The organism is Alteraurantiacibacter lauratis, assembly GCF_037154155.1.
In the GTDB taxonomy this organism is placed as follows: Bacteria; Pseudomonadota; Alphaproteobacteria; order Sphingomonadales; family Sphingomonadaceae; genus Alteraurantiacibacter; species Alteraurantiacibacter lauratis.
This window is the reverse complement of sequence record NZ_JBANRN010000019.1, coordinates 20,552-37,250: the sequence shown is the minus strand read 5'-3', so window position 1 is coordinate 37,250 and position 16,699 is coordinate 20,552. Positions and strand designations below refer to the sequence as shown.

The 16,699-nt window shown below is 61.4% G+C and carries 26 protein-coding genes and 1 pseudogene; all 27 read left to right on the top strand.

Translation table 11 applies throughout. The features are described 5' to 3' along the window. Positions 1-93 precede the first annotated feature (93 nt). Positions 94-906 (top strand): annotated as a pseudogene (locus WFP39_RS14520) (DNA-methyltransferase); the annotation flags it as partial. A gap of 39 nt (positions 907-945) precedes the next feature. Then, positions 946-1,482: a restriction endonuclease gene (locus tag WFP39_RS14515; RefSeq protein ID WP_336920575.1), complete on the top strand. Its 537-nt coding sequence runs from the start codon at positions 946-948 to the stop codon at positions 1,480-1,482. A 612-nt stretch (positions 1,483-2,094) separates the two neighbouring features. Next, positions 2,095-2,466, top strand: coding sequence for a 30S ribosomal protein S12 (gene rpsL, locus WFP39_RS14510; RefSeq protein ID WP_336920573.1), 372 nt, complete (start codon positions 2,095-2,097; stop codon positions 2,464-2,466). Positions 2,467-2,585: 119 nt separating this feature from the next. Next, the gene (gene rpsG, locus WFP39_RS14505; protein WP_336920572.1) at positions 2,586-3,056 is read left to right on the top strand and encodes a 30S ribosomal protein S7; all 471 of its coding nucleotides are present in this window, start codon (positions 2,586-2,588) and stop codon (positions 3,054-3,056) included. 123 nt (positions 3,057-3,179) lie between these two features. Beyond that, positions 3,180-5,252, top strand: a complete 2,073-nt coding sequence (gene fusA / locus WFP39_RS14500) for an elongation factor G (protein ID WP_336920571.1) — start codon at positions 3,180-3,182, stop codon at positions 5,250-5,252. Positions 5,253-5,357: 105 nt separating this feature from the next. Further along, complete coding sequence (tuf, locus tag WFP39_RS14495) at positions 5,358-6,533, top strand: elongation factor Tu (protein ID WP_336920570.1); 1,176 nt, start codon at positions 5,358-5,360, stop codon at positions 6,531-6,533. 146 nt (positions 6,534-6,679) lie between these two features. After that, positions 6,680-6,991, top strand: a complete 312-nt coding sequence (gene rpsJ / locus WFP39_RS14490) for a 30S ribosomal protein S10 (RefSeq protein ID WP_017665146.1) — start codon at positions 6,680-6,682, stop codon at positions 6,989-6,991. 258 nt (positions 6,992-7,249) lie between these two features. Continuing rightward, positions 7,250-8,053, top strand: a complete 804-nt coding sequence (gene rplC, locus WFP39_RS14485; protein WP_336920569.1) for a 50S ribosomal protein L3 — start codon at positions 7,250-7,252, stop codon at positions 8,051-8,053. A 3-nt stretch (positions 8,054-8,056) separates the two neighbouring features. Then, a complete protein-coding gene (gene rplD, locus WFP39_RS14480) occupies positions 8,057-8,680 on the top strand; it encodes a 50S ribosomal protein L4 (RefSeq protein WP_336920568.1) in 624 nt (207 codons plus the stop codon). Continuing rightward, positions 8,673-8,984: a 50S ribosomal protein L23 gene (locus tag WFP39_RS14475; protein WP_336920567.1), complete on the top strand. Its 312-nt coding sequence runs from the start codon at positions 8,673-8,675 to the stop codon at positions 8,982-8,984. The genes rplD and WFP39_RS14475 overlap by 8 nt, the downstream gene beginning before the upstream one ends. A gap of 4 nt (positions 8,985-8,988) precedes the next feature. Then, a complete protein-coding gene (gene rplB, locus WFP39_RS14470; RefSeq protein ID WP_336920566.1) occupies positions 8,989-9,825 on the top strand; it encodes a 50S ribosomal protein L2 in 837 nt (278 codons plus the stop codon). Positions 9,826-9,831: 6 nt separating this feature from the next. Beyond that, positions 9,832-10,107, top strand: a complete 276-nt coding sequence (gene rpsS / locus WFP39_RS14465) for a 30S ribosomal protein S19 (RefSeq protein ID WP_336920565.1) — start codon at positions 9,832-9,834, stop codon at positions 10,105-10,107. Next, the gene (gene rplV, locus WFP39_RS14460; protein ID WP_336920564.1) at positions 10,107-10,487 is read left to right on the top strand and encodes a 50S ribosomal protein L22; all 381 of its coding nucleotides are present in this window, start codon (positions 10,107-10,109) and stop codon (positions 10,485-10,487) included. Before rpsS ends, rplV begins: the two co-directional genes overlap by 1 nt. A gap of 3 nt (positions 10,488-10,490) precedes the next feature. Continuing rightward, the gene (gene rpsC, locus WFP39_RS14455; RefSeq protein WP_336920563.1) at positions 10,491-11,186 is read left to right on the top strand and encodes a 30S ribosomal protein S3; all 696 of its coding nucleotides are present in this window, start codon (positions 10,491-10,493) and stop codon (positions 11,184-11,186) included. Positions 11,187-11,201: 15 nt separating this feature from the next. Next, positions 11,202-11,636 carry a 50S ribosomal protein L16 gene (gene rplP / locus WFP39_RS14450; RefSeq protein ID WP_336920562.1) on the top strand — a complete coding sequence of 145 codons (435 nt, stop codon included), beginning with the start codon at positions 11,202-11,204 and terminating at the stop codon, positions 11,634-11,636. Then, positions 11,633-11,851 (top strand): 50S ribosomal protein L29, encoded by a 219-nt coding sequence (rpmC, locus tag WFP39_RS14445; protein ID WP_377923258.1) that lies wholly within the window; start codon positions 11,633-11,635, stop codon positions 11,849-11,851. Before rplP ends, rpmC begins: the two co-directional genes overlap by 4 nt. Before the next feature lie 10 nt (positions 11,852-11,861). Next, positions 11,862-12,152, top strand: a complete 291-nt coding sequence (gene rpsQ / locus WFP39_RS14440; protein ID WP_336920561.1) for a 30S ribosomal protein S17 — start codon at positions 11,862-11,864, stop codon at positions 12,150-12,152. Between the two features lie 84 nt (positions 12,153-12,236). After that, complete coding sequence (rplN, locus tag WFP39_RS14435) at positions 12,237-12,605, top strand: 50S ribosomal protein L14 (RefSeq protein ID WP_120324291.1); 369 nt, start codon at positions 12,237-12,239, stop codon at positions 12,603-12,605. After that, the gene (gene rplX / locus WFP39_RS14430; RefSeq protein ID WP_336920560.1) at positions 12,605-12,925 is read left to right on the top strand and encodes a 50S ribosomal protein L24; all 321 of its coding nucleotides are present in this window, start codon (positions 12,605-12,607) and stop codon (positions 12,923-12,925) included. The genes rplN and rplX overlap by 1 nt, the downstream gene beginning before the upstream one ends. Next, positions 12,918-13,499 carry a 50S ribosomal protein L5 gene (gene rplE, locus WFP39_RS14425; RefSeq protein WP_336920559.1) on the top strand — a complete coding sequence of 194 codons (582 nt, stop codon included), beginning with the start codon at positions 12,918-12,920 and terminating at the stop codon, positions 13,497-13,499. Before rplX ends, rplE begins: the two co-directional genes overlap by 8 nt. 24 nt (positions 13,500-13,523) lie before the next feature. Beyond that, positions 13,524-13,829 carry a 30S ribosomal protein S14 gene (gene rpsN, locus WFP39_RS14420; RefSeq protein WP_336920558.1) on the top strand — a complete coding sequence of 102 codons (306 nt, stop codon included), beginning with the start codon at positions 13,524-13,526 and terminating at the stop codon, positions 13,827-13,829. Positions 13,830-13,840: 11 nt separating this feature from the next. Then, positions 13,841-14,236, top strand: coding sequence for a 30S ribosomal protein S8 (gene rpsH, locus WFP39_RS14415; protein WP_336920557.1), 396 nt, complete (start codon positions 13,841-13,843; stop codon positions 14,234-14,236). Next, the gene (gene rplF / locus WFP39_RS14410; RefSeq protein ID WP_336920556.1) at positions 14,236-14,769 is read left to right on the top strand and encodes a 50S ribosomal protein L6; all 534 of its coding nucleotides are present in this window, start codon (positions 14,236-14,238) and stop codon (positions 14,767-14,769) included. The genes rpsH and rplF overlap by 1 nt, the downstream gene beginning before the upstream one ends. A gap of 1 nt (position 14,770) precedes the next feature. Beyond that, complete coding sequence (gene rplR, locus WFP39_RS14405; RefSeq protein WP_336920555.1) at positions 14,771-15,115, top strand: 50S ribosomal protein L18; 345 nt, start codon at positions 14,771-14,773, stop codon at positions 15,113-15,115. Positions 15,116-15,117: 2 nt separating this feature from the next. Continuing rightward, positions 15,118-15,837, top strand: coding sequence for a 30S ribosomal protein S5 (gene rpsE / locus WFP39_RS14400; protein WP_336920554.1), 720 nt, complete (start codon positions 15,118-15,120; stop codon positions 15,835-15,837). Between the two features lie 6 nt (positions 15,838-15,843). Beyond that, positions 15,844-16,020 (top strand): 50S ribosomal protein L30, encoded by a 177-nt coding sequence (rpmD, locus tag WFP39_RS14395; RefSeq protein WP_336920553.1) that lies wholly within the window; start codon positions 15,844-15,846, stop codon positions 16,018-16,020. A 111-nt stretch (positions 16,021-16,131) separates the two neighbouring features. Further along, positions 16,132-16,653 carry a 50S ribosomal protein L15 gene (gene rplO / locus WFP39_RS14390; protein WP_336920552.1) on the top strand — a complete coding sequence of 174 codons (522 nt, stop codon included), beginning with the start codon at positions 16,132-16,134 and terminating at the stop codon, positions 16,651-16,653. Positions 16,654-16,699: the final 46 nt, after the last annotated feature.

Here is a 16,699-nt window from a genome sequence, read left to right as displayed (position 1 = left end):
CTCCTGCTTCAGCGGAGACACTCTGAATCAATACACGCACTGAATTTCAAGAGGCTGATTGGGTTTAGACCCTAACATATCGCGGATGAGAGCGTGGACCTCGTTTATCTTGATCCGCCGTTCAATTCGAACGCCAATTACAACATCCTGTTCAAATCGCCCGAAGGCGCGGACAGCGATGCACAGATCGAGGCGTTCGAGGATACATGGCACTGGAACGACACGGCAGAGGAAGCCTTTGACGATGTGATGCGCAGCGGCAATTCGGATGCGTTCGAACTGCTGCGGGCGATGCGCGCCTTCCTCGGCGATAACGACATGATGGCTTACCTTGCCATGATGGCGGTGCGGCTGATCGAATTGCACCGGGTGCTGAAGCCGACGGGATCGCTGTATCTGCACTGCGACCCGACCGCGAGCCATTACCTCAAGCTGCTGCTGGATGGGGTGTTTGGGGCCAAACGCTTCGAAAACGACATAGTCTGGAGTTATCGACGCTGGCCAACGAAAGCGAAGCGTTTTCAAAGGATGCACGATAACATCCTATTTTATTCGAAAACGGATAAAGACACATTTCACTCACTCTTGATGCCCCCCAGTTAAAGCTCAATGAAGCGTTGGAAAGGGGCGCAGCAGAAAGTAACTTTTGACGAAACTGGAAAGCGTAATCCGACGCAGGAGTCCGGCGAGTCTGCCGGTGTTGCACTTAACGCGGTTTGGGACATCCCAATTCTTGCGCCCGTTTCGAAAGAACGCCTCGGCTACCCCACCCAAAAACCCCTCGCGCTGCTCGAACGCATCATCGCCGCTTCCTCGAACGAGGGCGATGTGGTGCTCGATCCGTTCTGCGGTTGCGGCACCGCCGTTCACGCTGCGCAAAAGCTGGGGCGACAGTGGATCGGGATTGATGTCACGCACCTCGCCGTGGGCCTCATCGAAAAGCGCATGAAGGACGCCTTTCCCGGCCTCGCCTTCGAAGTCGTCGGGCGACCGCAAGACCTGCAATCCGCGCTCGATCTCGCCGCGCGCGACAAGCACCAGTTTGAACTCTGGGCGCTCTCGGTGGTGGAAGCGCAGCCGTGGAAAGGGGGGCGCAAGGGGGCCGATGGCGGGATTGATGGCATCATCTATTTCAAGCCCGATGGCAAAAAGACCGAACGCGCGATTGTGGAGGTGAAAGGCGGGGCAACTGGGGTCAAGGATATTGGCCGCTTGGCCCAAGTGATCGAACGCGAGCGCGCGCCCTTTGGCGTGTTCATCACCGCGCAGGCCCCAACCAGCGCGATGATCCGCGATGCGGCCGCTGTGGGATTGTGGGAAAACCCCACCACAGGCCGAAAATATCCGCGCCTGCAAATCCTGACGCTGGCCGAGATTTTCCAAGGCAAGCGGCCCAATATTCCGCTGGTTGATGTGGCAAGCGCAGGCAAGCAGGCAAAGCGGGAGGATATGGACGCGGGCAAGCAGGGAAGTTTGCTTTGAACAAAACTCCTCCCGACGAAGAGCCAATTTCGGCCGACCGGATGGAGCAATTGTTCGATCTTGCGATGCGGATGATTGAGCAAGAAAAGAAGATGAAGCGCGACTTGCGGCGCAGGATGAAGAAACATCCGGGACGGGGCGAACTGTTCTGATCGCTACCAGCCCACCCCGCTGCGACTAGGCGGCAAGCCGCCAAATCTCGCGCCCCTCCCGCAAGCGGGAGGGGTTGGGAGTGGGCACGGCATCAACTGGTGCTGGCGCAATCGCCCCCACCCTTGACCCAGCCCCCAACCCCCGCTATGGGCGCGCACATCCGAAGGGCGAAGGCTTGCTTCGTCCTTGGGCTTAGAGCTGAACATTGGCGGTTTCGTCTCCCCCGGCGCTTTGCGGCAACAGGGCAGGCCTCCGGCAAAGTAACCCGGTGCACGAATGTGCCCTTTTCGGGTGGAGCGTTTCAGGCTCGTGCAGGTATGCCGTGTTGGCGGTTTGGCGAAGGGAATGCCCTTCGGCAGGCCCAAGGCGAACGGTCGTTCCTCCGCACGGTCCTTGTTTTCTCTCCATCATTGCGATCAGGGCAACGGGTGGCACCTTCGAACAAGGTGAAGTATTTACATGCCTACGATCAACCAGCTTGTCCGCAAGCCGCGCCAGCCTGTGAAGGCCAAGAGCAAGGTGCCGGCGATGGAAAAGAACCCGCAGAAGCGCGGCGTCTGCACCCGCGTCTACACTACCACGCCGAAGAAGCCGAACTCGGCGCTGCGCAAGGTGGCCAAGATCCGCCTGACCAACAGCCGTGAAGTGATCGCCTATATTCCGGGCGAAGGCCACAATTTGCAGGAGCACTCCGTGGTGCTGATCCGCGGCGGCCGTGTGCGCGACCTTCCCGGTGTGCGTTACCACGTGCTGCGCGGCGTTCTCGACACGCAGGGCGTGAAGGACCGCAAGCAGAGCCGCTCGAAGTACGGCGCCAAGCGTCCGAAGTAAGGTTTCAACGCGGGCGGCACCTTGCGGGTGGCCCGGCCTGAGGGTCTGGCAAGCGCGAGTGGGCCGGAGCCGCAAGGCCGCCCCTGATGGGGTGGCTGCACTCCGAAGGAGTTTCGAATATGTCTCGTCGTCGTCGTCCCGAAAAGCGGGAAATCCTGCCCGATCCCCGCTTTGGTGATGTGGTGCTGTCCAAGTTCATGAACAACCTCATGCTGGACGGGAAGAAGGCCGTGGCCGAAAAGATCGTCTATGGCGCGCTGGAAACCGTGGAAGCCCGCGCCAAGACCAATCCGGTCGAGGTGTTCCATGCCGCGCTCGACAACATCAAGCCGGCCGTGGAAGTGCGCAGCCGCCGCGTGGGTGGTGCCACCTACCAGGTGCCGGTGGAAGTGCGTCCCGAACGTGCGCAGGCGCTGGCCATTCGCTGGCTGATCAACGCCGCGCGCGGTCGTGCGGAAACCACCATGGCCGCCCGTCTTTCGGGCGAGCTGATGGATGCCGCCAACAACCGCGGTTCGGCGGTGAAGAAGCGCGAAGACACGCACCGCATGGCGGATGCGAACCGCGCGTTCAGCCACTACCGCTGGTAAGGGCTTGCCGCTTGGGGGCCGGGGCATTTGGGCCTCGGTCTTCAAGCGGTCATATCTTCCATTATATGGGGCGCGCCGGCCTGTTGATTTTCCGGCAAGCTTCGAACCTTTGAGGAAACAGTCATGGCCCGCAGCCATCCGATCGAACGCTACCGCAATTTCGGTATCATGGCGCATATCGACGCCGGCAAGACCACCACGACCGAGCGGATTCTTTATTACACCGGCAAGTCCTACAAGATCGGCGAAGTGCACGAAGGTGCTGCGACGATGGACTGGATGGAGCAGGAGCAGGAGCGGGGGATCACGATCACCTCGGCCGCGACCACCTGTTTCTGGCGCGATCACCGCCTGAACATCATCGACACGCCCGGCCACGTGGATTTCACGATCGAAGTCGAACGCTCGCTGCGCGTGCTCGACGGCGCAGTTGCCGCTTTCGACGGTGTGGCCGGCGTGGAGCCCCAATCTGAAACAGTGTGGCGCCAGGCTGACAAGTATGGCGTGCCAAGAATGTGCTACATTAATAAGTTGGACCGTACTGGTGCCAACTTCTATTACTGTGTGCAGACTATCATTGATCGTCTGGGTGCAACTCCTCTTGTTCTTTACCTGCCGATTGGCACCGAAAGTGATTTCAGGGGTCTGGTTGATCTTATCAATCAGCGCGCAATTATTTGGAAGGACGAGAGTCTCGGCGCGGAATTCTACTATGAAGAAATCCCGGCCGATCTGGTCGACAAGGCCGCCGAATACCGCGAGAAGTTGGTCGAACTCGCTGTCGAGCAGGACGACGAGGCGATGGAGGCCTATCTCGAAGGAGTCGAGCCTTCGCCTGAGCAGCTCATCAAGCTGATCCGCAAGGGCACGCTTGCGCAGGCCTTTGTGCCCGTCCTGTGCGGCTCCTCCTTCAAGAACAAGGGTGTGCAGACCTTGCTCGACGCGGTGGTCGATTTCATGCCCAGCCCGCTGGATATTGAGGACGTGAAGGGCGTGAATCCCGAAACCGGGGAAGAGGATAGCCGTCCGACTTCGGACGACGCGCCTTTCGCTGCGCTGGCGTTCAAGATCATGAACGACCCCTTTGTCGGCTCGCTCACCTTTACGCGCATCTATTCGGGCAAATTGTCCAAGGGCACGGTGCTCAACTCGGTGAAGAACAAGAAGGAAAAGATCGGCCGCATGCTGCTGATGCATTCCAACAACCGGGAAGACATTGATGAAGCCTTTGCTGGTGACATCGTGGCGATTGCGGGCCTGAAGGAAACCACCACCGGCGATACGCTGTGCGCCGAACGCGCGCCCATTATTCTGGAGCGCATGGAGTTTCCGGAACCTGTCATCGAACTGTCGGTGGAACCCAAGACCAAGGCTGACCAGGAAAAGATGGGCGTCGCGCTCAACCGCCTGGCTGCCGAGGATCCCAGCTTCCGCGTGTCGACCGATCATGAATCGGGCCAGACGATCATCAAGGGCATGGGTGAACTTCACCTCGAAATCCTGGTTGACCGCATGCGCCGCGAATTCAAGGTGGAGGCCAATGTCGGCGCGCCGCAGGTGGCTTACCGCGAATATCTGGCGAAGCCGGTGGAGCTGACCTACACGCACAAGAAGCAGTCGGGCGGTTCGGGCCAGTTCGGCGAAGTGAAGGTCAAGCTGACTCCCGGAGAACGCGGTTCGGGCTTCACCTTCATCGATTCGATCAAGGGCGGCAATATTCCGCGCGAATATATCCCCGCGATCGAAAAGGGAATGAGGGAAACCGCCGAGACCGGCTCGCTGATCGGCTTCCCGATCATCGACTTCTCGGTGGAGCTGCTGGACGGCAAGTACCACGATGTCGACTCCTCGGCGCTGGCGTTTGAAATCGCTGGCCGGGGTGCGATGCGTGAAGCGGCGCAGAAGGCCGGCATCAAGCTGCTCGAACCAATCATGAAGGTCGAGGTGGTGACGCCGGAAGAATATATGGGCGACGTGATCGGCGATCTGAACAGCCGCCGCGGTATGATCCAGGGCACCGACACGCGCGGCAATGCCCAGGTCGTGGAAGCCCATGTGCCGCTGGCGAACATGTTCGGCTATGTGAATGAACTGCGTTCGTTCACCCAAGGCCGGGCCCAGTACACCATGCAGTTCTCCCATTACGACGAGGTCCCGGCGAATGTCGCGGCCGAGGTCAAGGAGAAGCTTGCGTAAGGCTGACGCAACGTCTAGGGGCGGGCGCCTGATTCAGCGCCAAGTCGGTGAGACGCCCGCCTGATCTACACGCATTCCAATTTCGAACTTGAGAAGGTTACAAAAATGGCAAAGGCAAAATTCGAGCGGACCAAGCCGCACTGCAACATCGGCACCATCGGTCACGTTGACCATGGCAAGACCACGCTGACCGCGGCGATCACCAAGGTGCAGGGCGCTCCGGTTGATTTCGCGAACATCGACAAGGCCCCGGAAGAGCGCGAGCGCGGCATCACGATTTCGACGGCGCACGTGGAATACGAAACCGATGCCCGCCATTATGCCCACGTCGACTGCCCCGGCCACGCCGACTATGTGAAGAACATGATCACGGGCGCGGCGCAGATGGACGGTGCCATTCTGGTTGTGAACGCGGCTGACGGCCCGATGCCCCAAACCCGCGAGCACATCCTGCTGGCCCGCCAGGTCGGTGTGCCCGCCCTGGTCGTCTACATGAACAAGGTTGACCAGGTCGATGACCCGGAAATCCTCGAACTGGTCGAGCTGGAAGTGCGCGAACTGTTGTCGAGCTACGACTTCGATGGGGACAACATTCCGATCATCAAGGGGTCGGCGCTCGCGGCTCTCGAAGGGCGCGATCCGGAAATCGGCGAAAATTCGATCAAGGAACTGATGAAGGCAGTGGACGAGTACATTCCGCAGCCCGACCGTCCGATCGACAAGCCCTTCCTGATGCCGATCGAAGACGTGTTCTCGATCTCTGGTCGCGGCACCGTCGTGACCGGCCGCATCGAAACCGGCATTGTGAATGTGGGTGACGAAGTCGAAATCGTCGGCATCCGCGACACCAAGAAGACCACGGTGACCGGCGTGGAAATGTTCCGCAAGCTGCTGGATCGCGGGGAAGCGGGCGACAATATCGGTGCCCTCATTCGCGGTATCGCGCGTGACGAAGTGGAGCGTGGCCAGGTTCTCGCCAAGCCGGGTTCGGTGACGCCGCACACCGAGTTCACCGCCGAAGTGTATGTGCTGTCGAAGGATGAAGGTGGCCGTCACACGCCGTTCTTCGCCAACTACCGCCCGCAGTTCTACTTCCGCACCACCGACGTGACCGGCGAAGTGATCCTTCCCGAAGGCACCGAAATGGTGATGCCGGGTGACAATGTCACTATCGGCGTGCGGCTGATCGCGCCGATCGCGATGGATGCGGGTCTGCGCTTCGCTATCCGCGAAGGTGGCCGCACCGTTGGTTCGGGGGTTGTCAGCGAGATCACGAAGTAATATAGGCGCGCCACCGGCGGGGGATTCGTCCCTCGCCGGTCGCTTTTTCGGGGGCCGCCCCTCACCGGAATCCCGGTCAGGTGGGGCGGTTCTTTGTTTAGGAGGCCAGCGATGGTCTCCATGGCTCTTTCGCATCGGTACAGGACATGGAAGCTCAGAATATCCGCATTCGCCTCAAGGCGTTCGACCATCGCGTTCTTGACCAGGCAACTGGTGAAATCGCAGATACCGCGCGTCGCACGGGTGCTCTTATTCGTGGCCCCATTCCGCTGCCGACGCGTATCGAGAAGTTCACCGTGAACCGCGGTCCGCATGTCGACAAGAAGTCGCGCGAGCAGTTCGAGGTGCGCACCTACAAGCGGCTGCTCGACATTGTGCAGCCTAACGCCCAGACCGTCGACGCGCTGATGAAGCTCGATCTGGCTGCCGGCGTGAACGTGGAAATCAAGCTGGCGTAAGCTGCTGATTTCCGGTCTCCGGTGCAGACCTTAAACGCGCCGAAGGTTTCAGGGGCTTCTGATGGCCCCGCATTGCTGCAAGGCGATGCAAGACATCGGGATACCGCCGGATTTTATCCGGGCTGCGTCCCCCGTCTCGCTTCTGACCCCGATACACGGGGGAGGAGGCATCTCAGCCCGGACGGGGCGATGCATGACAATTCGGGCTGACCAAGCACGCGGGATGGTCCCGTGTGCCTCTGTTGAGGAGTATGGATCATGCGCACTGGCGTGATCGCGAAGAAAGTCGGGATGACCCGCCTGTTCCAGGAGGATGGCCGGCACGTGCCCGTCACCGTTCTCGCGCTGGAAGGCTGCCAGGTTACCGCCCACCGCACCGCTGAACGTGACGGCTATTATTCGGTGCAGGTCGGTGCTGGCGAAGCCAAGCAGAAGAATGTCAACAAGCCGCAGCGCGAAGCTTTCGCCAAGGCGGAAGTGGGCCTGAAGCAGAAGGTTGCCGAGTTCCGCGTGGCGGACGAGAGCGGCCTGCTGCCCGTAGGTGCCACCATTTCGGCCGAGCATTTCATTGCCGGCCAGATGGTCGATGTCACCGGCCATACGCAGGGCAAAGGCTTTGCCGGCGCCATGAAGCGCTGGGGCTTCGGTGGTCTGCGCGCCTCGCACGGCGTGTCGGTCAGCCACCGTTCGCACGGTTCGACGGGTAACCGCCAGGATCCGGGCAAGGTCTTCAAGAACAAGAAGATGGCGGGCCACATGGGCGATCGCCAGCGCACCCAGCAGAACCTGGAAGTCGTGCGCACCGATGCCGACCGCGGCCTCATCTTCGTGAAGGGCTCGGTGCCCGGTTCGAAGAATGGCTGGCTGCTGGTTCGTGATGCGGTGAAGGTTCCGGCCCCCGAAGGCCTGCCGTTCCCCGGTGCGATCGTCGACAAGAGCGCCGCCAAGCCTGTTCAGGACGAGCCGAAGCTGGCCGATCAGGTCGAAGGCGAAGCCGTCGCTGAAGAAACCACCCAAGTCGAAGCGGCCGATGCCGCCGACGACGCGAACAAGGAGGGCTGATCCGTGAAGGTGAAGGTCCAAAACATTGACGGCAAGGCGTCGGGCGACATCGAATTGAGCGATGCCGTGTTCGGCGTGGAGCCGCGGGCAGACATCCTGCACCGCATCGTCACCTGGCAGCTCGAAAACCGCCGCGGCATTGCCCGCGCCACGCGCGAGCGTTCGGACGTGGCCCGTTCGGGTATCAAGTTCGGTCGCCAGAAGGGGGGCGGGCGTGCCCGTCACGGTGATCGCCGCGCCCCTGTCTTCATTGGCGGTGGTAAGGCGCATGGTGCGCGTCGCCGCGAATTCGGGCAGTCGCTGAACAAGAAGGTGCGTGCGCTCGGCCTGAAGATGGCTCTGTCGAGCAAGGTCAATTCCGGCCTTGTCGTGGTCGACAGCCTTGAGCTGAAGGACGCCAAGACCAAGGCGATTGCCGCGGCTTTCGGCAAGAACGGTTGGGCCGGCAAGGTGCTGGTGATTGACGGCGACGCCGTTGATGCCGGTTTCGCCTTGGCAACGCGCAACCTGCCGGGCGTGAATGTCCTGCCGGCGGTGGGCGCGAACGTCTACGACATCCTGAAGCATGACACGCTGATCCTGACCAAGGCGGCGGTCGAAAAGCTGGAGGCGCGTTTCAATGGCTAAGAAGAGCGCAATTGACGCGCGTCATTATGACGTGATCGTTGCTCCGCACATCACCGAGAAGGCGACGCTTCTCTCGGAGAACAATGCGGTCGTGTTCAAGGTGGCTCCCACTGCGTCCAAGCCGCAGATCAAGGAAGCCGTGGAAGCCCTGTATGACGTAAAGGTCACGGGCGTGAACACGATTGTCCAGAAGGGCAAGAGCAAGCGCTGGAAGGGCAAGCCCTACAAGCGTTCGGACATCAAGAAGGCGGTTGTCACGCTGGCTGAAGGCCAGATGATCGACATCACCGAAGGCGTGAGCTGATCCGATGGCACTGAAGAATTATAACCCGACCAGCCCGGCGCGCCGCGCTTTGGTCCTCGTCGACAAGTCGGCGCTGTACAAGGGCAAGCCCGTCAAGGCTCTGACCGAAGGCAAGCGCAAGACCGGTGGCCGCAACAACAAGGGTCACGTCACTTCGCGCGGCATGGCCGGCGGCCACAAGCAGAAGTACCGCTACATCGACTTCAAGCGTCGCAAGTGGGACATGTCGGCCGTGGTCGAGCGGATCGAATACGATCCCAACCGCACCGCCTTCATCGCTCTCATCAAGTATGAGGACGGCGAACTGGCCTACATCCTGGCTCCCAACCGCCTGGCTGTGGGTGACAGCGTGGTTGCTGGCGAAAAGGTCGATACCAAGGTCGGCAACGCCATGCTGCTGGGCCAGATGCCGGTCGGCACCATCTGCCACAATGTGGAGATGAAGCCGGGCAAGGGCGGGCAGATCGCGCGTTCGGCAGGCACTTATGTGCAGCTCGTCGGTCGTGACCGCGGGATGGTGATCGTGCGCCTGAACAGCGGCGAACAGCGTTACCTGCGTGCCGATTGCATGGGCACGGTTGGCGCGGTGTCGAATCCCGACAACCAGAACCAAAACTTCGGCAAGGCCGGGCGCAAGCGCTGGATGGGCGTGAAGCCGCTGACCCGCGGCGTCGCCAAGAACCCGGTCGATCACCCGCATGGTGGTGGTGAAGGCCGGACTTCGGGCGGCCGTCACCCGGTTACCCCGTGGGGCAAGCCCACCAAGGGTGCCCGCACCCGCAACAACAAGCAGACGGACAAGCTGATTATCCGTTCGCGTCACGCCAAGAAGAAGAGGTAAGCAGCGATGGCACGTTCCGTCTGGAAGGGTCCGTTTGTCGACCTTCACCTGCTGAAGAAGGCGCAGGAAGCCCAGGAAGCCAACAGTGCAAAGCCGATCAAGACCTGGTCGCGCCGGTCCACCGTGCTTCCCGATTTCGTCGGCCTGACGTTCAACGTCTATAACGGCCAGAAGTTCATTCCGGTGTCCGTCAACGAGGAAATGGTCGGCCACAAGCTTGGTGAATTCGCGCCCACGCGCAATTTCCCCGGCCACGCTGCCGACAAGAAGGGTAAGCGATAATGGGCAAGCAGAAAGCTCCCCGGCGCGTCGCCGATAACGAGGCGCTGGCCGTTGGCACGACCATTCGCGGTTCGGCGCAGAAGCTGAATCTTGTCGCTGCACTGATCCGCGGGAAGAAGGCCGAGGATGCGCTGAACATCCTCACCTTTTCCAAGCGGGCCATGGCGCGCGATGCGAAGAAGGTGCTCGCCTCGGCGATCGCAAATGCGGAAAACAACCACAATCTGGACGTCGACGCGCTTGTCGTGGCCGAAGCCAGCGTGGGCAAGTCCGTCACCATGAAGCGCTTTGCGACCCGCGGCCGTGGCAAGTCCACGCGCATCATGAAGCCGTTCAGCCGTCTGCGCATCGTTGTGCGCGAAATGTCCGAGGAGGCCTGATCGATGGGACAGAAGAGCAATCCGATCGGTCTGCGTCTGCAGATCAACCGCACCTGGGACAGCCGCTGGTATGCCGAGGGCGCTGATTACCGTCAGCTGCTCAAGGAAGACCTGGCGATCCGCAAGTTCGTGTTCGACACGCTGCCGCAGGCCGCGATTTCGAAGGTGGTGATCGAGCGCCCGGCCAAGCTGTGCCGCGTGTCGATCTATGCCGCGCGTCCGGGCGTGATCATCGGCAAGAAGGGCGCTGACATCGAAAAGCTGCGCAAGCAGCTTTCGGCGCTGACCCCCAGCGAAGTGAAGCTGAATATCGTGGAAATCCGCAAGCCGGAAATCGATGCCAAGCTCGTTGCGCAGGGCATTGCCGATCAGCTGGTGCGCCGCGTGGCTTTCCGCCGGGCAATGAAGCGCGCCGTACAGTCCGCGCTGCGTCTGGGTGCCGAAGGCATCAAGATCGTGTGCGGTGGCCGTCTGGGTGGTGCGGAAATCGCCCGCGTCGAATGGTATCGCGAAGGCCGTGTGCCGCTGCACACGCTGCGCGCCAATGTCGATTACGCTGAGGCCGAGGCGCTGACTGCCTATGGCATCATCGGCATCAAGTGCTGGATCTTCAAGGGCGAGATTTTCGCTCACGATCCGATGGCTCAGGACCGGCTGATGATGGAAGCGCAGACTTCCGGCGTCCGTCCGGCACGCTGAGGGTAGGGTAGAGCAATGCTGCAACCGAAGAAAACCAAGTTCCGCAAGGCCTTCAAGGGCCGGATCAAGGGTGACGCCAAGGGCGGCTCGGCGCTGAATTTCGGCTCCTATGGCCTCAAGGCCATGGAACCGGAACGCATCACCGCGCGCCAGATCGAAGCGGCTCGCCGTGCGATCACGCGCCACATTCGCCGTCAGGGGCGCCTGTGGATCCGCGTGTTTCCCGATGTTCCGGTGTCCAAGAAACCTGCCGAAGTCCGTCAGGGTAAGGGCAAGGGTTCGGTGGAATACTGGGCCGCGCGGGTGAAGCCGGGCCGTATCCTGTTCGAACTGGACGGTGTTCCCGGTCCGCTGGCGGCCGAGGCGTTTGAACGCGCCGCGATGAAGCTGCCGATCAAGACCAAGGTTGTTGCCCGTCTGGGCGATACCTCGCACCTGGGAGGCGAATGATGGCCAAGAAGAACATCATGGAAGATCTGCGGACCAAGTCCGACGATCAGCTCACCGAAGCTCTCGTCAGCCTCAAGCGCGAGGCGTATAACCTGCGCTTTCAGGCTGCCACCAACCAGCTCGAGCGTCCTGCGCGGGTGAAGGAAGTGCGCCGCGAGATCGCCCGCATCAAGACGCTTCAGGTCCAGCGCGCGGCCGAAGCCGTGAAGGCCTGAGGAGAAACCCATGCCCAAGCGTATCCTTATCGGCACCGTCACTTCTGACAAGACCGACAAGACCGTGACCGTGAAGGTCGAACGCAAGGTGAAGCACCCGCTCTACGGGAAGATCATCCGCCGTTCGAAGAAGTATCACGCGCACGATGAAGACAATGCCTTTACCGTGGGCGACACCGTCCGCATCGAGGAGACCCGTCCGATTTCCAAGACCAAGACCTGGAAGGTTCTTGATCGCGTATCGGCCAGCAAGGGTGTCGCGGTAGAAGCTGATCTCGATGTTGAGGCGGCCGGTAACTGAGCAATTCGTGCCCCTGAAAGGGGGCAGGCGTATTAGGAACTGCCGGACTGGTTCCGGCAAGCCAGTGAGAAGGAAGACGGATCAATGATCCAGATGCAATCCAATCTCGACGTCGCGGACAATAGCGGCGCCAAGCGCGTCCAGTGCATCAAGGTGCTGGGTGGCTCGAAGCGTCGTACCGCGTCGGTCGGGGATGTCATCGTCGTCTCCGTGAAGGAGGCGCAGCCGCGCGCCCGCGTGAAGAAGGGCGACGTGCACCGTGCCGTGATTGTGCGCACCCGCAAGGATGTGCGCCGTCCCGATGGCAGCGTGATCCGCTTCGACAGCAATGCCGCGGTTCTGGTGAACAAGAACGAGGAACCGATCGGCACCCGTATCTTTGGCCCGGTGGTGCGCGAACTGCGTTCCAAGGGTTTCATGAAGATCATCAGCCTTGCTCCGGAGGTGCTGTGATGGCTGCGGCTAAGATCAAGAAGGGTGACCAGGTCGTCGTGCTTTCGGGCAAGGACAAGGGCCGCACCGGGACTGTTGCACGTGTCCTGCCTTCCGAAGGCAAGGTCGTGGTCGAAGGCGTGAACGTGGCTGCGCGCCACCGCAAGCCGACTCAGGCCAATCCGCAGGGCGGCATTGACCGCGCGCCCGCTCCGATGGCGATTTCCAAGGTCGCCATTGCCGATCCCAAGGATGGCAAGCCCACCCGCGTCCGCTTTGAAATGCAGGATGGCAAGAAGGTGCGCGTTGCCGTCAAGTCCGGGGAGAAGATCGATGGCTGATTATACCCCTCGCATGAAGGCGGCGTATAACGACCGCATCGTCAAGGCGATGACCGAGAAGTTCGGTTACAAGAACCACATGGAAGTTCCGCGTCTGGAAAAGATCACGCTCAACATGGGCGTGGGCGAGGCCAGTCAGGACAAGAAAAAGGTTCAGATTGCCGCCGAGGAAATGGAACTGATCGCAGGCCAAAAGCCGGTGATCACCAAGGCCAAGAAGTCCATCGCCCAGTTCAAGCTGCGCGAGGGGATGCCGATTGGCTGCAAGGTGACGCTGCGCCGTGACCGGATGTACGAATTCCTCGACCGCCTGGTGACTATCGCAATGCCGCGCATCCGCGACTTCCGTGGCCTCAACCCGAAGAGCTTCGACGGCAATGGCAATTACGCCATGGGCCTGAAGGAGCAGATCATCTTCCCTGAGATCAGCTACGACAAGATCGAGAAGGTGCGGGGCATGGATATCATTGTCACCACCACCGCCAAGACCGATGAAGAAGCGCGCGAACTGCTGCGTCTGTTCGGTTTCCCGTTCCCGGCTGAAGAAGCCGAAGAAGAAAAGGCTGCCGCGTAAGCGGCATCAGGAGAGCTTAAGTCCATGGCGAAACTGAGTTCCATCAACAAGAACGAGCGGCGCAAGAAGCTCGTGAAGAAGTATGCGGGCAAGTACGCAAAGCTGAAGGCGATTGCCGATGATGAATCGCTCGACGAGAGCGAGCGTCTGATTGCGCGCCTCAAGCTTGCGGAAATTCCGCGCAACGGGAATCCGACCCGCGTGCGCAACCGCTGCGCCACCACCGGCCGCCCGCGCGGCTATTACCGCAAGTTCGGCCTGTGCCGCATCGAGCTGCGCGATTTGGCCAATCACGGCCTTATCCCAGGCGTGACCAAGTCGAGCTGGTGAGGATCTGAACGATGGCTATGACCGATCCCCTGGGTGATATGCTCACCCGTATCCGCAACGGCCAGCAGGCGAAGAAGGATTCCGTCCTTTCCCCCGCCTCGAAGCTGCGTGCGAACGTTCTCGAAGTTCTCCAGCGCGAAGGATATATCCGCGGTTATACCGAGGATAACACCGGCCCGCACAAGGCGCTGCGCATCGAGCTCAAGTATTTCGAAGGCGAGCCCGCGATCAAGTATGTCGCGCGCGTTTCGAAGCCCGGCCGCCGTGTCTATTCGGGCAGCAAGGAGCTTGCTCCCGTGCGCAACGGCCTTGGCATTTCGATCGTCTCCACGCCCCGCGGCGTGCTGTCCGACGCCGAAGCGCGGCAGCAGAATGTTGGCGGCGAAGTGCTGGCGGAGGTGTTCTAATGAGCCGCATCGGCAAGAAGCCGGTCGCCATTACCAATGGCGTGACCGCGCAGATCGAAAACGGTCAGCTGACCGTCAAGGGGCCCAAGGGCACTTTGACGATGGGCCTGTCCGACCATGTGGAATACTCGGTTGATGGTGACGCGATCACCGTCAAGCCGGCGAATGCGACCAAGGTGGCCCGCAGCCATTGGGGTATGCAGCGCACGCTGGTGGCCAATCTGGTCGAAGGCGTGTCGAACGGCTTCACCAAGATCCTCGACATCAAGGGCGTCGGCTACCGCGCTTCGGCGCAGGGCAAGACGATCAAGCTGCAGCTCGGCTACAGCCACGATGTCGATCTGACCGTGCCCGAAGGTCTGGAAGTAAAGACCCCGGACCAGACCACGATCGAGATCACCGGTATCGACAAGCAGAAGGTCGGGCAGTTCGCTGCCGAGATCCGTGAATGGCGCAAGCCCGAACCCTACAAGGGCAAGGGTGTGGCGTATCGCGGCGAATATATCTTCCGCAAGGAAGGGAAGAAGAAGTAAGATGGCAAAGCTCTCTCTCTTTGAACGCCGCCGCCGCCGTGTCCGCACCGCGCTGCGCGCGCGTGCCGGTGGCAAGCCGCGCCTTTCGGTGCACCGCACCGGCAAGCACATCTACGCGCAGATCATTGACGACAAGGATGGCCGCACCGTGGCCGCTGCATCCACTCTGGGCAGCAAGTCCTCAGGCGCCAATGTCGATGCTGCCGCGCAGGTGGGCAAGGACATCGCCGCCGCTGCCGTCAAGGCTGGCGTGAAGACTGTCGTGTTCGATCGCGGCGGGTTCCTGTTCCATGGCCGCGTCAAGGCGCTGGCCGATGCCGCCCGCGAAGGCGGGCTGGAGTTTTGATTATGGCTGACGAAATCATCGAAAACACCGAAGTCGCCGCTGCTGAAGGGTCTGCTGAGGGCACCGATCAGCCGCGCCGTGGCCGTGGCCGCGGTGGCGAGCGTGGCGGCAACGACCGTGGCGGTGAACGCGCTGGCCGTGGGCGCCGTGACCGTGACGACCGCCGCGGCGGCGGGGATGATGGCGGCGAGGAGCTGATCGAAAAGCTCGTCCACATCAACCGCGTCTCCAAGACCGTGAAGGGCGGCAAGCGCTTCGGTTTTGCCGCACTGGTTGTGGTTGGCGATGGCAAGGGCCGTGTCGGCTTTGGCCATGGCAAGGCGCGCGAAGTGCCGGAAGCGATCAACAAGGCGACTTCGGCCGCGAAGAAGAAGATGATCCGCGTTCCGCTCAAGGAAGGCCGGACGCTTCACCACGACGGCAAGGGCCATTTCGGTGCGGGCAAGGTGAATGTGCGTTCGGCCCCTCCGGGCACGGGCATTATCGCCGGCGGCCCGATGCGCGCGGTGTTCGAAAGCCTGGGTGTGGCCGACGTGGTGACCAAGTCGATCGGCACCAGCAACCCCTACAACATGATCCGCGCCACCTTTGACGCGCTGAGCGAGCAGACTTCGCCGAAGTCGGTTGCCCAGCGCCGTGGCAAGAAGGTTGCCGACCTGCTGGGTCGCGGCGGCGCGAGCGAAGCAGAGGCTGAAGCCGCTGCCGAAGCGATTGCGGAGTAAACGATCATGGCGAAAATCAAGATCAAGCAGATCGGCTCGCCGATCCGTCGCCCGGCCATTCAGCGCCAGATCCTGATCGGTCTGGGCCTGAACAAGATGCACAAGGTGGTCGAATTGGAAGACACCCCCGAAGTGCGCGGTGCGCTGCGCAAGGTGCCGCACATGGTGACGATCGTCGAATAATCGGCCTGCCGCCGGTATGTCGGGGGCAAGTTGGATTGACACAAGGTGGCCCGGCGCATTACCGGGCCACTTCCTTTTTTGGCGCGAACAAAGCGAAAGCGAGTGCAAGACATGAAACTGAATGACATCCGCGACAATGCCGGTGCCCGTAAATCCCGCATCCGCGTGGGCCGTGGCATCGGTTCGGGCAAGGGCAAGACCTCAGGCCGCGGCCAGAAGGGCCAGAAGAGCCGTTCGGGCGTTGCCATCAAGGGCTTTGAAGGCGGCCAGATGCCGCTGCACATGCGTCTGCCGAAGCGCGGCTTCAACAATCCGTTCGGCAAGGATTTTGCCGAGGTGAACGTGGGCATGATCCAGAAGCTGGTCGATGCCGGCAAGCTCGATGCCAAGGCGGTGATAGATCACGCCGCGCTCAAGGCTGCGGGCGTTGCGCGCGGCGGCAAGGATGGCGTGCGCCTGCTTGGCAAGGGCGAATTGACCGCCAAGCTGACCTTCAAGGTCGATGGCGTTTCGGCCGGGGCCCGCGCGGCGGTGGAAAAGGCCGGTGGTTCGGTCGAACTGCCCGCCGCCCAGCCGAGCGAGCACGAGAAAAAGACGGCCCGCCGCGAGGCGAACAAGGCCGCCGCCAAGTAAGGATTGTCGGGGGCAAGGACAAAAAATGTCCGGCACCGGGTTCGAC

Excerpts from the sequence above, each read along its gene's own strand:
- WFP39_RS14515 (WP_336920575.1), top strand. The coding sequence starts at position 946 with ATGAAGGACGCCTTTCCCGGCCTCGCCTTCGAAGTCGTCGGGCGACCG.
- rpsL (WP_336920573.1), top strand. The coding sequence starts at position 2,095 with ATGCCTACGATCAACCAGCTTGTCCGCAAGCCGCGCCAGCCTGTGAAG.
- rpsG (WP_336920572.1), top strand. The coding sequence starts at position 2,586 with ATGTCTCGTCGTCGTCGTCCCGAAAAGCGGGAAATCCTGCCCGATCCC.
- fusA (WP_336920571.1), top strand. The coding sequence starts at position 3,180 with ATGGCCCGCAGCCATCCGATCGAACGCTACCGCAATTTCGGTATCATG.
- tuf (WP_336920570.1), top strand. The coding sequence starts at position 5,358 with ATGGCAAAGGCAAAATTCGAGCGGACCAAGCCGCACTGCAACATCGGC.
- rpsJ (WP_017665146.1), top strand. The coding sequence starts at position 6,680 with ATGGAAGCTCAGAATATCCGCATTCGCCTCAAGGCGTTCGACCATCGC.
- rplC (WP_336920569.1), top strand. The coding sequence starts at position 7,250 with ATGCGCACTGGCGTGATCGCGAAGAAAGTCGGGATGACCCGCCTGTTC.
- WFP39_RS14475 (WP_336920567.1), top strand. The coding sequence starts at position 8,673 with ATGGCTAAGAAGAGCGCAATTGACGCGCGTCATTATGACGTGATCGTT.
- rplB (WP_336920566.1), top strand. The coding sequence starts at position 8,989 with ATGGCACTGAAGAATTATAACCCGACCAGCCCGGCGCGCCGCGCTTTG.
- rpsS (WP_336920565.1), top strand. The coding sequence starts at position 9,832 with ATGGCACGTTCCGTCTGGAAGGGTCCGTTTGTCGACCTTCACCTGCTG.
- rplV (WP_336920564.1), top strand. The coding sequence starts at position 10,107 with ATGGGCAAGCAGAAAGCTCCCCGGCGCGTCGCCGATAACGAGGCGCTG.
- rpsC (WP_336920563.1), top strand. The coding sequence starts at position 10,491 with ATGGGACAGAAGAGCAATCCGATCGGTCTGCGTCTGCAGATCAACCGC.
- rplP (WP_336920562.1), top strand. The coding sequence starts at position 11,202 with ATGCTGCAACCGAAGAAAACCAAGTTCCGCAAGGCCTTCAAGGGCCGG.
- rpmC (WP_377923258.1), top strand. The coding sequence starts at position 11,633 with ATGATGGCCAAGAAGAACATCATGGAAGATCTGCGGACCAAGTCCGAC.
- rpsQ (WP_336920561.1), top strand. The coding sequence starts at position 11,862 with ATGCCCAAGCGTATCCTTATCGGCACCGTCACTTCTGACAAGACCGAC.
- rplN (WP_120324291.1), top strand. The coding sequence starts at position 12,237 with ATGATCCAGATGCAATCCAATCTCGACGTCGCGGACAATAGCGGCGCC.
- rplX (WP_336920560.1), top strand. The coding sequence starts at position 12,605 with ATGGCTGCGGCTAAGATCAAGAAGGGTGACCAGGTCGTCGTGCTTTCG.
- rplE (WP_336920559.1), top strand. The coding sequence starts at position 12,918 with ATGGCTGATTATACCCCTCGCATGAAGGCGGCGTATAACGACCGCATC.
- rpsN (WP_336920558.1), top strand. The coding sequence starts at position 13,524 with ATGGCGAAACTGAGTTCCATCAACAAGAACGAGCGGCGCAAGAAGCTC.
- rpsH (WP_336920557.1), top strand. The coding sequence starts at position 13,841 with ATGGCTATGACCGATCCCCTGGGTGATATGCTCACCCGTATCCGCAAC.
- rplF (WP_336920556.1), top strand. The coding sequence starts at position 14,236 with ATGAGCCGCATCGGCAAGAAGCCGGTCGCCATTACCAATGGCGTGACC.
- rplR (WP_336920555.1), top strand. The coding sequence starts at position 14,771 with ATGGCAAAGCTCTCTCTCTTTGAACGCCGCCGCCGCCGTGTCCGCACC.
- rpsE (WP_336920554.1), top strand. The coding sequence starts at position 15,118 with ATGGCTGACGAAATCATCGAAAACACCGAAGTCGCCGCTGCTGAAGGG.
- rpmD (WP_336920553.1), top strand. The coding sequence starts at position 15,844 with ATGGCGAAAATCAAGATCAAGCAGATCGGCTCGCCGATCCGTCGCCCG.
- rplO (WP_336920552.1), top strand. The coding sequence starts at position 16,132 with ATGAAACTGAATGACATCCGCGACAATGCCGGTGCCCGTAAATCCCGC.